Annotated in this window: 13 protein-coding genes, 2 pseudogenes and 1 riboswitch; of the genes and pseudogenes, 11 read left to right on the top strand and 4 right to left on the bottom strand. The window is 63.8% G+C overall.

Features of this window, described 5'->3' with window-relative positions:
* Positions 1-73: 73 nt before the first annotated feature.
* The 4 genes and pseudogenes from OKC30_RS15140 to cbl all read left to right on the top strand — a co-directional run.
* A pseudogene (locus OKC30_RS15140) lies at positions 74-208 on the top strand (sulfate ABC transporter permease subunit CysT); the annotation flags it as partial.
* Positions 205-1098 carry a sulfate ABC transporter permease subunit CysW gene (gene cysW / locus OKC30_RS15135; RefSeq protein ID WP_160838830.1) on the top strand — a complete coding sequence of 298 codons (894 nt, stop codon included), beginning with the start codon at positions 205-207 and terminating at the stop codon, positions 1096-1098. The pseudogene OKC30_RS15140 and the gene cysW, both read left to right, overlap by 4 nt.
* A 31-nt stretch (positions 1099-1129) precedes the next feature.
* Positions 1130-2197, top strand: coding sequence for a sulfate/molybdate ABC transporter ATP-binding protein (locus OKC30_RS15130; protein ID WP_270809664.1), 1068 nt, complete (start codon positions 1130-1132; stop codon positions 2195-2197).
* A gap of 116 nt (positions 2198-2313) precedes the next feature.
* Positions 2314-3261, top strand: a complete 948-nt coding sequence (gene cbl / locus OKC30_RS15125) for an HTH-type transcriptional regulator Cbl (RefSeq protein WP_010672828.1) — start codon at positions 2314-2316, stop codon at positions 3259-3261.
* Positions 3262-3372: 111 nt separating this feature from the next.
* On the opposite strand, the gene gbpA is transcribed toward cbl, so the two are convergent.
* Positions 3373-4794 carry an N-acetylglucosamine-binding protein GbpA gene (gene gbpA / locus OKC30_RS15120; protein WP_160838832.1) on the bottom strand — a complete coding sequence of 474 codons (1422 nt, stop codon included), beginning with the start codon at positions 4792-4794 and terminating at the stop codon, positions 3373-3375.
* 60 nt (positions 4795-4854) lie between these two features.
* A riboswitch (cyclic di-GMP riboswitch) is annotated at positions 4855-4940 on the bottom strand.
* 229 nt (positions 4941-5169) lie between these two features.
* Positions 5170-6849, bottom strand: coding sequence for a methyl-accepting chemotaxis protein (locus OKC30_RS15115; protein WP_160838834.1), 1680 nt, complete (start codon positions 6847-6849; stop codon positions 5170-5172).
* 295 nt (positions 6850-7144) lie between these two features.
* Here OKC30_RS15115 and OKC30_RS15110 point away from each other — a divergent pair, with 295 nt between their 5' ends.
* The 7 genes and pseudogenes from OKC30_RS15110 (at position 7145) to OKC30_RS15080 (ending at position 13916) form a co-directional block, all read left to right on the top strand.
* Positions 7145-8989: a M3 family metallopeptidase gene (locus OKC30_RS15110; protein WP_160838836.1), complete on the top strand. Its 1845-nt coding sequence runs from the start codon at positions 7145-7147 to the stop codon at positions 8987-8989.
* Positions 8990-9389: 400 nt separating this feature from the next.
* A complete protein-coding gene (locus OKC30_RS15105; RefSeq protein ID WP_029313677.1) occupies positions 9390-9866 on the top strand; it encodes a L,D-transpeptidase family protein in 477 nt (158 codons plus the stop codon).
* 121 nt (positions 9867-9987) lie between these two features.
* Complete coding sequence (locus OKC30_RS15100) at positions 9988-10701, top strand: AzlC family ABC transporter permease (RefSeq protein ID WP_160838838.1); 714 nt, start codon at positions 9988-9990, stop codon at positions 10699-10701.
* Positions 10702-10703: 2 nt separating this feature from the next.
* The gene (locus OKC30_RS15095; protein WP_010672834.1) at positions 10704-11039 is read left to right on the top strand and encodes an AzlD domain-containing protein; all 336 of its coding nucleotides are present in this window, start codon (positions 10704-10706) and stop codon (positions 11037-11039) included.
* Positions 11040-11161: 122 nt separating this feature from the next.
* Positions 11162-12583: pseudogene (locus tag OKC30_RS15090) on the top strand (YjjI family glycine radical enzyme).
* Between the two features lie 10 nt (positions 12584-12593).
* On the top strand, positions 12594-13475 hold the full coding sequence (locus OKC30_RS15085; RefSeq protein ID WP_160838840.1) for a YjjW family glycine radical enzyme activase: 882 nt from the start codon (positions 12594-12596) through the stop codon (positions 13473-13475).
* 117 nt (positions 13476-13592) lie between these two features.
* Positions 13593-13916 (top strand): DUF1820 family protein, encoded by a 324-nt coding sequence (locus OKC30_RS15080; protein WP_160838842.1) that lies wholly within the window; start codon positions 13593-13595, stop codon positions 13914-13916.
* Between the two features lie 16 nt (positions 13917-13932).
* Here OKC30_RS15080 and OKC30_RS15075 read toward each other — a convergent pair whose 3' ends face one another.
* Positions 13933-14106, bottom strand: coding sequence for a hypothetical protein (locus OKC30_RS15075; protein WP_442865699.1), 174 nt, complete (start codon positions 14104-14106; stop codon positions 13933-13935).
* A 159-nt stretch (positions 14107-14265) separates the two neighbouring features.
* Positions 14266-15081 carry a LysR family transcriptional regulator gene (locus OKC30_RS15070; protein ID WP_442865606.1) on the bottom strand — a complete coding sequence of 272 codons (816 nt, stop codon included), beginning with the start codon at positions 15079-15081 and terminating at the stop codon, positions 14266-14268.
* Between the last annotated feature and the right edge of the window lie 120 nt (positions 15082-15201).

The following is a 15201-nucleotide window of genomic DNA, read 5'->3' as shown; positions in this document are numbered from 1 at the left end:
GATGTGGAGCGGGTGATGTCACTTTGTAGCCGAGATTGGATAAAACTGACCTAATGTTTAATCCGATTGGTATCACCTGGAGGAGTATGACTACGCCGGTGCATCGGCCATTGCGTCCGTCATGTTGCTCATTTCCTTTGTGCTGCTGTTGCTCATCAACAAGTTGCAAGCCTGGAGCTGGGCTCGCATCGGAGGAAGCCGTATATGAACGCCTCTACTGCACATCTCGATCAGGCTCAGGAGTCCGCTCCGGCCACCCCGGCGCGTCATCCCCCGGTGACCCATGAACCGGTCTGGGTCAAATGGCTGCTGGTCACAGTCGGTCTGGGCTGGTTTGCCGCCTTGCTGCTGTTGCCGCTGGCCACCGTTTTCATCCAGGCGCTGAGCCCGGGTCTGGCCTTCTTCTGGCACGCCATCAGCGAGCCGGATGCCCTGAGTGCCCTGGGGCTGACCGCCCTGGTGACGCTCTGCTCGGTGCCCCTGAACCTGCTGTTCGGGCTGGCCGCCGCCTGGGCCATCGCCCGGTTCCGCTTCCCTGGCCGGCAACTGCTTATCACCCTCATCGATCTGCCGTTCTCGGTCTCGCCGGTCATCGCGGGCTTGATGTTCGTGCTGCTGTTCGGCAGTCGCGGCTGGTTCGGCGAGTGGCTCAGCGAGCACGACATCAAGATCATTTTCGCTACCCCGGGGATCATCCTGGCGACCACCTTCATCACTGTGCCCTTCGTGGTACGCGAGCTGCTGCCCCAGATGGAGGCGCGGGGCCCGGAGGAAGAGGAGGCCGCCATCATGCTGGGGGCGAGCGGGTTGCAGATGTTCTGGCGGGTGACCCTGCCCGGCATCCGCTGGAGTCTGATGTATGGCCTGCTGCTCTGTACCGCCCGGGCGGTGGGGGAATTTGGCGCTGTCTCCGTGGTTTCCGGCCACATTCGCGGCCAGACCAACACGCTGCCGCTGCACATCGAGATCCTTTACAACGAGTACCAGACCGGTGCCGCCTTCGCGGTGGCCAGCCTGCTGGCGCTGTTCGGGATCTTCACCCTGCTGGGTGAGACCCTGCTGGCCGGGCTGCGCGGCCAACCGACCCAGTCCCATTGATCCCGAATTAACGGTTATAGGAGAGGCATTCATGAGCATTCAGGTTCAAGGGCTCAACAAGCATTTCAATCAGTACGCGGCGCTGGCCGACATCAACCTCGATTTTCACGACGGTGAGCTGGTCGCCCTGCTCGGCCCCTCCGGCTGCGGCAAGACCACCTTGCTGCGGATCATCGCCGGGCTGGAGCAGGCGGACAGTGGCAGCGTCATCATCCGCGGCGAGGATGCCTCGGATCTCCATGTGCGCGAGCGCAACGTTGGCTTCGTGTTCCAGCACTACGCCCTGTTTCGCCACATGACGGTGTTCGAGAACGTGGCCTTTGGCCTGAGGGTCAAGCCGCGCAGCGAACGCCAGGACGAGGCGGCCATCCGCACCCGGGTCAAAGAGCTGCTGGATCTGGTGCAGCTCAGCCATGTCGCGGCACGCTACCCGACCCAGCTCTCCGGTGGTCAGCGCCAGCGGGTCGCCCTGGCCCGGGCCCTGGCGGTGCAGCCCAAGGTGCTGCTGCTGGACGAGCCTTTCGGCGCCCTCGATGCCCAGGTACGCAAGGAGCTGCGCCGTTGGCTGCGTGAGCTTCACGACGAGCTGCATGTCACCAGTCTGTTCGTGACCCACGATCAGGAAGAGGCCCTGGAGGTGGCGGATCGGGTGGTGCTGATGAACGCCGGCAAGGTAGAGCAGATTGGCACCCCTGCCGAAGTGTATGATCAGCCCGCCAGTGCCTTCGTGCACAGCTTCCTTGGCAGCGTGAACCTGTTTCGTGGCAGGGTGGCAGGGCAGGGGCTCGGCATCGGTGAACAGCAACTGGGTGGCCCCATCCCCTCCCATCTGGCAGAAGGGAGTGCGGCCATCGCCTATGTGCGCCCCCACGAGCTGGAGATCCTGCCCTCGGATGCCCCCGGTGGCATTCGCGCCACCATTACCCGCCTGCTGCCCATGGGGCCGCGCATCCGGGTGGAACTGCGTGGCGATGGGGAGACGGGAGGCGCCCACTACGAGGCCGAACTGAGCAAGGAGGCCGCCCGGGCCTTTGCCCCCGGCCAGGGGGTGCGTCTGGTGGCCAGGCAGGCACAGCTCTATCCCGACTACCAGATCTGAGGGCAAGCCGCGAGGTGCGGCCCTCTGTCAGGCTTGCTGCCGGGCCATGATCCCGGCAATCCATAACAAGAGGACGGTGGCACGAGCCACCGCCACTCAGCGCAGGAGGCGATGAGGTGAACTTTCAGCAATTGCGAATCATTCGGGAGGCGGCACGGCGGGATTACAACCTGACCGACGTGGCCAATGCCCTCTTTACTTCCCAGTCCGGGGTCAGCCGCCACATTCGCGAGTTGGAGGAGGAGCTGGGGCTCGCCCTCTTCATTCGCTATGGCAAGCGTCTGCTCGGTATGACCGAGCCGGGCAAGGAGTTGCTGGTGATCGCCGAGCGTATCCTGGGGGATGCCGACAACATCCGCAAACTGGCGAGCACTTTTGCCAATCGCGACTCGGGCCGGCTGCTCATCGCGACCACTCATACCCAGGCCCGTTATGCCCTGCCGAGGGTAGTAAAGGCGTTTCGGGAGCAATTTCCCCTGGTACAGCTGGAGCTGCGTCAGGGGAGCCCGGAGGAGATAGTGCGGCTGGTGCAGACCGGCGAGGTGGACATCGGCATCAGCAGCGAGCAGCTCGACAAGAGCGAAGGGGTGGTGGCCTTTCCCTACTACCGCTGGCACCACAATATCGTCGTGCCGGAGCAGCACCCCCTCACCGCCGAGCGGGAGCTGACCCTGGCCGCTCTGGCCCACTGGCCCATCGTCACCTATCAGGCCGGCCTCACCGGTCGGGCACGGGTGGATGATGCCTTTGCCGAGGCGGGCATAGTGCCGCAGATCCTGCTGACCGCCCAGGACTCAGACGTCATCAAGACCTATGTCGAGCTGGAGATGGGGGTGGGCATACTGGCGGACATGGCGTTCGATTCCCAGCGGGACAAGGGGCTGGTGCAACTGGACGGCAGTCGGTTGTTTGCGCCGCACACCGCCTGGATCGGCCTCAAGCAGGGGCAGTTCCAGCACAACTTTGCCTGGCAGTTCATCCAGCTCTGCAACCCCGAGCTGGCGCTGGCGGAGATCCAGGCCCGCGCCATGAGCAACGAGCCCCTGCTCGATTACCAGATTTGAACCGAGGGGTGGATGAAAAACGGGGAGCCATGGGCTCCCCGTTTGTTTGATGTTGACCTGATCTGGCACGGGAAACGCCGAGCGGGTTTCCGCCAGGTCGGAGACGTCCCATCACTGCGCTGTCCAGGCCTCCTGCCAGTGGGAGCCTACGCCCGGTTCATACTGGGTGGCCGTGCTCGCCCACTGGCTGCACCAGCCGCTGTAGGGGAAGGGTTTGCACTGATAGACCTTGCCGTTCTTCGGCTGCAGCACCCGGGTTCCGGCGGTGTAGGACTTGAGGCCGTCCGGGAAGGTGAACTGGTAATCGCCCCCGCTTGCCGGATCCTTGAACATGAGGTCCAGGGTCTGCTGCACCGCGTCACCACCGGCCTTGGGTTTGCCCTCGATCACTAGCTGATGGTGGCCTGCACTCAAGCCGGTCAGCGCCATGGAGAAACTCTGGCTGCCGTCCTTGATGTCGGCACTGCTCTGTCCCCTGGCGACACCGCCGTGGTCATAGAGGGTGTTGGTGATGGCGAGATCCCCCTGGGCCGTGACGGTGAAAGTCAGGGTGAGCTTGCCGTTGTCGAGGGGGTAGTCGCTCGCCAGACCGCTCACGCTGATCCCGTTCTCCACCGGGGGGGGCTGTTGCTCAAGCTGGATCTCGACCCGTTGCAGGTTGCTGCCAGCCTTGAGGTAGACCGGGTTCTGGCCATAGACGGGGTTGAACTGGCCGTCCGTACCTTGCTGGCCTGCACGGATCTGGCTCTGCTCGGCGTTGATCTTGCTCGCCAGGGCGTGGGCCCAGTTGTTCTTCTGGCCCTGTCCGGCGCTGGCGATGGTCAGCTCGGTCTGGAGATCGGTGCGCTCGCCATTGGCATCGAACACCCGGGTTCTGGCTTTGTCACCCGCCACCAGGTCGATGGAGGGATAGATGGTCCCTCCCTGGCTCCAGGTCAGCGGTGGCTGGGTACCACCCTTGAACCGGGCGTCGATCAGGTTGTAGAAGCTGTTGGCGGTATCCCCTACCTCCCACACCCCGAGAATGACCTGATAACCGGTACGCGGGGGCAGGGTGCACTGATGGGTCACCTGTTTGGGGGGTTGCACCATGTTGCCGTCGATGACGCAGAAGGGATTGAGATCGAACGCATCCCGGGTGAGGGGCTGGTTCGGGTTCCAGTCCTGCTTGGTGAGGTAGTAGCGCCAGTTGCGGGTCACGTGGTTGGCAGTGAAGGTCCAGCTGATGGCGAAGGGACCGGCCTGCACTTCACGCTTGGTCCAGCGATCGAGAGTCTGGGTGTTGAGCTCGCCGAATTGGGGGTGACCGGCCGAGGCTATCTGGCCGTCGGCGGGGCCGCCATCGGGGAAGCCGGAGGGGGCTTCCAGGCTCTGGGGTTCCCACTGGATGGCGCCACACTGGCTGTTGCCCCCTGTCTTGCACAGGTAGTTGCGCCCTTCGGGCTGGCTGATGTAGCCGTGAGCGAGCACGCCGCCACTGGCCAGCAGCGCCAGCGCTGCCGCGAGATGGGTGAGTCGGATATTTGCTGCCATACATTCCTCTGTTCGGTGATGTGGGCAGTCACGTTGGCAGGGGAGTTCCCCGAAACACGGTGCTGCAACCCCGCTATCCTGGACAGCTTGTCTTTAGACCGGAGGCTTTGCGTCCTGGCCTTTCAACCAGTTTGCCAAATGACTACAGAAAGGATCATGGTGCCGCCTGTGGCGACCACTCATCATGACTATATTTTGTTAAAAAATTAAGTGTAAAAATTGACAGTGCCATCTCATCGGAGCAGCGCATCAGCGGCAGATGGCTCCGTCGGGATCTGCGCGCTGGTTCAGTGCGAGAGGGTTGCCCGGGAGAGGCTCCCGTGGCCATGACGGGAAAGGAGCCCCTGCAAGCCTGGCAGGGGCTCACGGGGCCACTCAGTGGCGGGGTTGCATGCCTGCTCGGGAAGAGGACGCCTGGGTCGGTCGCATCATCCTGTCCTGGGCTTGGGCGTTGCCCAGCTTGAACACCGCCAGTCGCTCGTCGAGGCTTCGGGAGAGACCGGCCAGCAGTTCGCTCTCCTGGGCCAACTGGGAGGCCGCCTGGGACATCTCGAGCGCCGAGTCGTTGATGCCGCTGACGTTGCGGTTCATGTCTTCCGCCACCATGCTCTGCTGCTCCGCCGCTGTGGCGATCTGGGTCGCCATGTCGCTCACGTGCTGGATGTGATTGACGATGAGGGAGAGATCCTGCCCCGCCTTCTCGGACTGGTTGACGCTGCTCTCCGCCAGCTTGCGACTGGCGTCCATGGCGTTGGCGGCGGTGACAGCCCGTTGCTGCAACTGGGTGATGGTACTCTGGATCTCCTCGGTGGAGTGGCGGGTGCGACTAGCCAGTTGGCGCACCTCGTCGGCCACCACGGCGAAGCCACGGCCCTGCTCGCCGGCGCGGGCCGCCTCGATGGCGGCGTTGAGGGCCAGCAGGTTGGTCTGCTCCGAGATGGCGCTGATGACTGCCGTCACCTCGCTTATCTGCATCACTCCCTCCTTGAGCTGGTTGACCTGCGAGGTGGCCTGATCCACCTCGGTGGCCAGCGCCTGGATGCCGTGCACGCTGGCATGGACATCCTGGTTGCCGAGTCCGGCCTCGCTGGTGGCATCCTGGGTGTCGCGGGCCGTATTCTCGGCGTGACCCGCCACGTCGGCGATGGTGGCGCTCATCTCGTTCATGGCGGTGGCGAGCTGGGCGAGCTGATCCCGCTGACTGTTGACCGCCTGGTTGGTCTGTTCGGCGGAGGCGGCGATGCGCAGGGCGGCATCCGCCACGTTGCGGGCCCCCTGGCTCGCCTCCAGCAGGGCGCGGCGGATGGCATCCAGCCCCTGGTTGGTGGAGCTGGCGACGGTGCCGAGCTCATCCCTGCCCAGCACCGGGATGCTGACCACCAGATCGCCGGCCGCGACCCGGGCCATGGCCTTGTTGATCTCGGCCAGGGGATTGACGATGGAGCGGCTGATGGCGAGTCCCAGCAGCCCCATCAACAGGATCACCAGCAAGGTGGCGCCACCCATCCACTCATATTGCGACCACATGGTGGCCTCAATGTCCTGCAACAACACACCGGAGCCCAGGATCCAGCCCCAGGGCTGGTAGCCCGTCACCAGCGACATCTTCTGGGCCACCTCGCCGGACGGGGAGACCCACTGATACTCCAGCCTGCCCTGGTGGCCGCCCTTGCCGAGATCCACCATGTGCTGCCAGTGGGACTCGGCAGGGTTGTTGCCCATCTGCTGGCCGACCAGCTCGGGTTTGGCGGGATGCACCACCACTCGACGATCTTCATCCAGCACGAACAGGTAGTTGTCCCCGTCAAAGCGCATGCTGTCGAGCATGGCCTTGGCCTGTGCCTTGGCCTGTTCCGGGGGGAGGGTGGCGGCCAGGGCCTGGATCCGGCTCATGGCCAGATCCAGCACCGCCTGCAGCCTGGCTTCCCGTTCACTCATCAGATTGCGGTGCAGGGCACTGGCCGAGATGAGCAGCAGTGCGATGAAGCCGACCAGGGCCAGTGAGAGCAGCAGCATCAGCTTGCGACTCACGGCAATATCACCGAGCTTGAACATAGACTTATCCTTACTTTCCCATGCGGGTCTGATTGTGGCCGAACTGCCGGCCGGACCAGATTGTTGTTATTTTTAACATGCCATTAACTTTCAATGGGTTGCGGTGGAAAACAGCCAATTGAGAAGTTTGACAACCAGTATAGCCAGCAGACAGAAACCCTCGCTTTTGATAGCGTGATGGCGCGCATCCCGGCGCACAATTTGTCTGCTCCATTTGCAAGAAGTGTGAATGGGTTGGCATTTCACCAAAAAGGAGTGGGCGCCCCCGTGGTCGCCCCATAACAAGAGGGAAGTTATGAGTTCCATTGCCAGGAATTATCTCAACCAGCTCAATGCCGATTACCTGCAGGTGCACAGACGCAAGGAGGACCTGTTCTGGTCCACCTACATGGGCACCAGCGACGATCAGGCAGGCTTCACCGCGGCCGAACAGGCCTACAAGGGGTTCTGTGCCGATCCTGCCCGCCTGCCGGTGCTGCGGGAGATGCAGGCCGAAGAGGCGGATCTCAGGCGCGGCCTGGGGGGCTGGATCGCCTTCTTCGAGTGCAACGTCATCGAAGATCCCGGTGCCTCCGCCCTGATGGACGAGCTGGTGGCCGCCGAGGCGGATCTCTTCGCCCGTCGCAAGGGGCTGAAGCTGACCTTGCTGGATGAGCAGGGCCGCCAGGTGCCTGGCAGTCTGCCCGCCGCCAGCACGGCGCTGGCCGCCAGCAGCGACGAGGCGGTGCGCCAGAGCGCGCTCGCCATGTTCCACACCCTGGAGCAGTGGGTGATCGACAACGGCTATCTTGACATCGTCGCGCTGCGCAACCGCTTCGCCCGTGCCATGGGCTATCGCGACTACTTCGAATACAAGGTGCACAAGAACGAGCAGATGAGCCCGGCGCAGCTGTTTGCCATTCTTGACGACTTCATCGCCCGCACCGATGCCCGCTTGCACCAGAGTCTGGCGGAGCTGAAAGCGGCCAAGGGGGAAGCAGCCCTGCTGCCCCACAACCTGCGCTACAGCGTGAGCGGCGACGTGACTCGCCAGCTCGACCCTTACGTGCCCTTCTCCCGGGCGCTGAAGGATTGGGTCGAGAGCTTCCGCCGCCTCGGCATCCAGTACCGCGGTGCCACCCTCACCCTGGATCTGCTGACCCGGGAGGGAAAATACGAGAACGGCTTCTGTCACGGCCCGGTGCCGAGCTTCTGGCAGGAAGGGGAGTGGGTGCCGGCGGTGGTCAACTTCACCAGCCTGGCCAATCCGGCCCAGGTGGGCAGCGGCTGGAGCGGGCTCAACACCCTGTTCCACGAGGGAGGCCACGCGGCGCACTTTGCCAACGTTACCGGCAACGCCCCCTGCTTCTCCCAGGAGTTCCCGCCCACCTCCATGGCCTATGCCGAGACCCAGTCCATGTTCTGCGACAGCCTGCTGGACGATGCGGACTGGCTCAAGCGCTACGCCAGAAACGCGGCGGGAGAACCCATCCCCGATGCGCTTATCCAGGCAATGATTGAAGCGCGCCAGCCATTTCGCGCCTTCAACGAGCGCCAGATCGCGCTGGTGGCCTACTTCGAGCGGGATCTCTACGCCATGGCAGAGAGCGAGCGTACCCCGGCCGCCGTGCTGGCACTGGCCCGCCGCTGGGAGCGCAAGATCCTGGGGGTGGAGAGCCCGCGCCCGCTGCTGGCCATCCCGCACCTTCTGAACCAGGAGTCGGCCTGCGCCTATCACGGCTATCTGCTGGCGCTGATGGCGGTGGAGCAGACCCGCGCCTACTTCTTGAAACGCGACGGCTACCTCACCGACAACCCGCGCATCGGACCGGATCTGGCCGCCCACTACTGGGGACCGGGCAACGGCATGACCCATGACGAGACGCTGCAGAGCCTCACCGGCGAGGGTTTCAGTGCGGTGCCGCTGGCAGAGGAGTGCAACCGGAGTGCCGCCGAGGCGTGGCAACAGGCACAGACGTGCATGGCGGCGGCGCGGCAGCGCCCACCGGCAGGGGAGGGGACGCCCCTCGACGCCCATATCCGGGTGGTGCACGGGGCCGAGCTTATCGCCGACAACAGCGAGTCCGAGGCGCGCATGCTGGCAGACTTCGAGGCCTGGATCCGGCGCCTTGAGACCGCCGAACCAGTGACCCAGGCCTGAGCCCGGTGTTGCACCGTCAAAAGAGCCCCATCAGGGGCTCTTTTTTGTGGGTTGAGATGGCCTGACCCCATGGCGCCAGCCTTGGATTGGTGGTGGACAGGCTTGAGTGTCCCTGGCTGCGGCGCTGCCCGCTGGTTTTTCTCCCTGCGCCATCTTCCTGGCCTTGACGACCTGCGCTGAGGCGCCCGGTTGCGGGCAAGAGGCGACGCCCTGCCCTTGGCAGGGTGTCTGCATGGCGGGCTGACGGCCATTTCCCCCTGCTGGCCACAGATATGTTTCTCCCGATATATTGAGTATTCACGGCGATCCCATATCATGGCGCTCGCTCGCCACCAGAGAGTGGCGACATTCAGATGATTTGCTAACAAGAGAGCCCAGAAGGCTCGCAGAGGGATGGATAGTGAGAGCCGTATTGCTGTGTTTGCTGGGGCTGTGGCCCGCGTTGAGTTTTGCCACTCTGTCCGCCGATATGGTGGTGGTGAAGAAGTCGAGTTACAGCCTGACCCTGATGAAGGATGGCAAGGAAGTGAAGCGCTACTGGATTGCCCTGGGCCCGGCTCCCAAAGGACACAAGCAGCGTGAGGGGGATCAGCGTACCCCGGAAGGTCGCTATACCCTGGACTACAAGAAGAGCAACTCCGGTTTCTACAAGGCCATTCACATCAACTACCCAAATCTGGACGACATCAAGCGCGCCAACGAGCTGGGTGTGAACCCGGGCGGCATGATCATGATCCACGGCCAGCGCAACAGCCTGGGGGATCGCAGGGTGCAGCCGTCCAACTGGACCAATGGCTGCATTGCGGTGCTGAACCACGAGATGGACGAGATCTGGAACGCCATCGAGCCCGGCACCCCCATCATCATCGAGCCCTGATCCCGCCTGCCAACGCCCGCTCTCATGCGGGCGTTGCATTTGTCGCAGACCATGACGTGACACTGTCTCCTGCGCCGTGCTAGTTTTTCCGGTTCGCATTGGCTGTGACAAGGATGATCCCATGATGTCGGAAACCCGCCTCCCTGCGCCCGAGCGCACGGGGGCGCTCTGGTGGCGCGCCACTCTGGATATGCTCCCGCTCTCCATTTCCGTCATCCCCTGGGGGATACTGTGCGGTGCCCTGGCGCTTCAGGCGGGTATGAGCCCGCTCCAGGCACAGTTGATGTCGCTGCTGGTCTATGCGGGGGCGGCCCAGCTCTCGGCCACCACCCTGTTCGGGGCGGGGACGCCGCTGCTGCCCATCATGGGCTCCACCATGGTGATCACCTCCCAGCATCTGCTCTATGGCTTCACCTTCCGGCGCGACGTGCTGCCGCTCTCCCTGCGCTGGCGGGCCAGCCTCGCCTTCTTCCTGACCGACGAGATGTTTGCGGTGGCGCTGAAAGAGAGGGAGCGCAGCGGCGCCTTCAATCCCGCCTATGCGCTCATCGCGGGCTTTGTCTTCTATCTGTTCTGGAACCTGGCGACCCTGCTCGGCATTGCCGCCGGCCAGTACATCGAGGGGCTGGACAAGATGGGACTGGATTTTGCCATCGCCGCCACCTTTATCGCCATGACGCTCCCCGCCATGAAGAACCTGCCCATGGTGGCGGCCACCCTGGTGAGCGGCGGGACGGCGCTCGTCACCAAGCCGCTGCTGGCGGAGATCCACATCATCGTCTCGGCCCTGGCCGGCATGGTGGTGGGCTATGTGCTGCATCGGATAAGGAGGTGATCATGGGCTGGCTGATGATAGGGCTGCTGGCCCTGATCACTTTCTTCAACCGTTTTGCCTTCTTCTCGCGGTTGACCCGCTATCAGCCGGGGGCCGAGATGGGGGCTTTCCTCAGCTTCTCGGCCCAGTCGGTGCTGACCGCCATCTGGCTGCCCATTGTCTTCAGCTATGAGCCCGGCCACGGGCTGGACTGGGATCCGGACTACCTGGCCGCCACCCTGCTGGTGACGGTGCTGACCCTGCTGCGCCTGCCTACCCTGGTGGTGGTGGTCGTCGGCATGGGGGGCTTCTTTCTGCTGCGCTGGCTGGGGGGAGTGGCTCTGTTCTGGCCCTGGTGAAGGGCGTGCCGTGATCCGGCATGGCGGATGTCTTGATGGGATATCCGCCCTGTTGGGAATGTCACTTCAAAAAAGGCCTCTCAAGTGTGAGGATTTTGGTTCCACCCGCCGAGGAGCGAGCCATGTCCTTCACCGAAACCTGCCAGCGCATCGTGCGCGACCCACTGCTGTCACCGGCCCAGAAGAGCCACGCCCCCTACAAGCCGCGCTACGTGCTGCCGGATTACGCGCGGTTTTTGCGCCAGGGCTCAGCCTGGCTGGAGCTGGCGCCGCCGCGGGACTTCGACGAGGCCCTCTATGCCCTGCGCATCCTCTACCACCACGTGCCCTCCGTCACCGGGATGCCGGTCTGGCTGGGGCGCCTCGATTAGCTGCTGCTCCCCTTTGTCGGCGAGCTGGTTGACGAGACTCTCTACCGCAAGCTGAAAGGGTTCTGGATCTATCTGGACCGGGTGCTGCCGGACGCCTTCATGCACGTCAACATTGGCCCCGACGACAACCGGATCTGCCGCCTGATCCTGCGCATCGACAGGGAACTCCAGCAGGTGGCCCCCAATCTCACCTTCTTCCACGATCCGGAGCAGACTCCCGACGATCTGCTGCTGCTGGCGGTGAAGAATATCGCCGAGTGCAGCAAGCCGCACATCGCCAACTACCCGATCCATCGCGATACCTTCGACCTGCGTGGTTTTGGCATCGTCAGCTGCTACAACGCCCTGCCGCAGGCCGGTGGTGCCAACACCCTGGTGCGCATCTCCCTCAAGCGAGTCGCCGAGCAGGCACAGGGGATCGATGATTTCCTCGGCTGTCTGCTGCCCCACTACTGCCGTCTCACGTCCCAGCTGATCGCGGTGCGCGCCGCCTTCCTGCACGAGGAGTCCGGTTTCTTCGACAGCTTCCTGGTCAAGGAGGGGCTGCTGGATGAGGATCGCTTCGTCCCCATGTTCGGCATCTTTGGCATGGCGGAGGCGGTGAACCTGCTGATGGAAAAGGGAGGCTTGCCGTGGCGCTATGGCCATGACGATGAGGCCAACCAGCTTGGCTATCGCATCTCGGCCCGCCTCTCCGAGTGGGTGGCCAGGAGGGGCCAGGCCCATGCCTGGGGCAGCCGCGCCCTGCTCCACGCCCAGGGGGGACTCAGCGTGGACAGGGGGGTGACTCCGGGGGTACGGATCCCCTATGGCGAGGAGCCGGATCCCGCCAGTCACCTGCTGGCCCTGGCGCCCCACCACGGCTTTTATCACTCCGGGATCAGCGAGATCCTGACCCTGGATCCCACCATCCGCCAGAATCCGCAGGCACTGCTGCAGCTCTGCAAGGGGGCGCTCGCCATCGGCATGCGCGAGTTCAGTGCCAACGTGGCCGACAGCGATCTGGTGCGGGTGACCGGCTACATGATCCGCAAGCGCGATGTGGCCTGCTTCGCGGCAGAAGGCTCGCGGCTGCAGACCACCTGCCTCGGCGCCGAGGCAAGCGAGCTGACCGGGATCCGCCAGCGGACGCCACGAGTGGTCGCCAATGAGTCGACCATCAGTCAGTACTGAGCCAGGTCCGATGGATGAAGCTCTGCTGACGCGCAGCGCCCTGGTGAGCAGGGTGCTGCCCTTCTCCTGCGTAGACGGGCTGGGCAACCGGCTGGTGCTGTTTTTGCAGGGCTGCAACTTCCGCTGCCCCGGCTGCCACAATCCCCACACTATCAGGCTGTGCGACGATTGCGGCGACTGCCTTGCGGTCTGCCCGAGTGGCGCCCTCGCCATGAGCGAGGGCAAGGTTCATTGGCAGGAGGCGCTCTGCACCGATTGCGACGCCTGTCTGGAGGCCTGCCCGCGCAGTGCCAACCCCAAGACGCGCCAGATGTCGGTGGCCGAGGTGCTGGCCCTGCTGCGCCGCTATGGCCCGCTGCTCACCGGCGTCACCGTCTCCGGCGGGGAGGCGACCACCCAGTTGCCCTTCGTGATCGCCCTGTTCACGGCCATCAAGGCTGCGCCGGATCTGGCCCGTCTCACCTGCCTGCTCGACAGCAACGGATCCCTGGGGGAAACGGGTTGGCAGCGGCTGTTGCCGGTGCTGGACGGCGCCATGATAGACCTCAAGGGGTGGCGAGAGCCTGTGCATCTGGCCCTGACCGGGCGGGGCCGCGAGCGGGTGCTGGCATCGCTGCGCTGGCTGGCTGCCCATGACAGGCTGGCGGAGGTGCGGCTGCTGCTGGTGCCGGGGCGGAGCGATTTTCTCGACGCCACTGGCGCGCTGGAGGAGGCGTTGACGACCTTTTTGCTGTCGCTGGGGCCCGTGCCCATCCGCCTCAACGGCTTTCGCCACCACGGGGTGCGAGGGGAGGCGCTGTCATGGCCAGAAGCCGGGTCGGCTGATCTGACAGTGCTTGCCAACGCATTGAAGGCCAAGGGGTTTGGGTCGGTGATGCTGCCTGCGATCTGAGCTCTGCGGCACGTAGGGAGGCTGTGACCCGATATGACGCAACTGTGAACTCTGTCTATAGGGGCTGTCCGAGGGGACGGCTAGAATGGGCAAACCGTCCATCACCAACAGATACCCATGAGTGAATCCAACGCCCTTTATCGAGTGCAGTTCATTTGTCACAGCGAGCGTTACGAAGTCTATGTAAGAGAGGTGAATCAGGGCCAGCTGTTCGGGTTCATCGAGATCGCCCACTTCGTGTGGGACAACCACACGGCGCTCATCGTCGACCCCAGCCACGAGAAGCTGAAGAGCGAATTTGCCGACGTCACCCGCACCCTTATTCCCATGCACCACGTGCTGCGGGTCGATCAGGTGCGCAAGCAGGGGGCCGCCCGCATCACCGAACTGGGCAACAACGTCACCTATTTCCCAGGCCCCATCTATACCAAGAAGCCCTGAGTCCTGCCGCCAGGCATCATTGTGGGGCGTCCAGCTCCCGGGCCAGTTGCAGGATGCGCTGACGGAACCAGCGCAGGGCGGGATCTTCCCCCAGGGGGCCATACCACACCAGGCTGTGGCTCACTGCGCCGTAATCGAAGGGGACAGGGCGGCTCACCAGCCCCTGGGTACAAGCCCGGGTAGCCCACAATGCTGTTCAGATAAGCACATTTTTGACTAATTATTCATAAATGCGACTTGAGTTGGGGGAGCAAGGCTGTTTCCAGTCGATGTTCCTTCAGCCTTTATCCAGCGTGGCTTGCAATAGAAAGAGGGAGGCATCATGCCTCCCTCATTTTTAGCCCTGATACTACGTGGACTGGAACTCAAATTCTCTTAAGTGAACAGCATTGCGGGTAGCCCAGCCCTTCACGGCCGTGAGAATGAGATCGCTCTGGCGCAGCAGGGCGGCGGCGCTGCCAAAATCCGGGAGGGTGGCCCCCAGTCTGCGCCGTACCTGGCGCTGGGCCAGACTCTGCTCGAAGAAGGGATCGGCCAGCTCCTGATCGCGAATGGCGATGTGGCGCCAGCTCAGGTAGGCATCGAGATCCCAGGGGCGCGTCAACGCCGGATGATCCGCGCGCATCAGGCAGACCAGCTCGTCCTCCCGCAAGGTTTCCCAGACGAGGCCGGGCTGATTGACCCCGGGCTGGCTCTGATCGTGGGGCAGGATCACGAAGTCGAGTTTGCCCGCCGCCAGAGCAGCCAGTCCCTGCTCGTCCTTGTTACGCACGACGGGCATCAGCCCCGGCACTTCCTGCATCAACTGACCCAGTACGGCCCCCATGGGCCAGATCATGCTGCTCTCTCGCATCGCCAGGTTCAGCTCCCCCTGCCAGTTGGCAGGGGCAAATCCTTCCTGGCTGGTGAGGCCGTTGAGCTCCCCCAGCAGGCGGCGCAGCGTCGGGCCGAGGCGTTCGGCAAACGGGGTCAGCAGCAACTGATTGCCCTGGCGGTAGAGCAGTTGATCCCCCAGCAGTTCGCGCAACTGGTTGAGGGTCTTGCTGACGGTGGAGGGGGTGGTGCAGAGGCGCTCGGCGCTGCGGGTGACACTGCGGGTGTCGAGCAGCAGATGCAGGGTCACCAGATGGCGACCGCCGAGGCGGGAGAGGGCAATGAGATCCATCACGGTTCCACGGGCAAGGGGACAAACAAAAAGCCCCGCCTGAGCGCAATGCTGTTCACTTAAGCGGAGCCGCATTGCGATTTACCGGAAAACGGGTCTTTGATATCTTCACCGCCCTGG

Origin of the sequence: Aeromonas sp. QDB18 (assembly GCF_027705325.1) — a bacterium.
GTDB lineage: Bacteria > Pseudomonadota > Gammaproteobacteria > Enterobacterales > Aeromonadaceae > Aeromonas > Aeromonas caviae.
The sequence above is the reverse complement of the archived record's forward strand: the minus strand, read 5'-3'. Positions and strand labels throughout refer to the sequence as shown.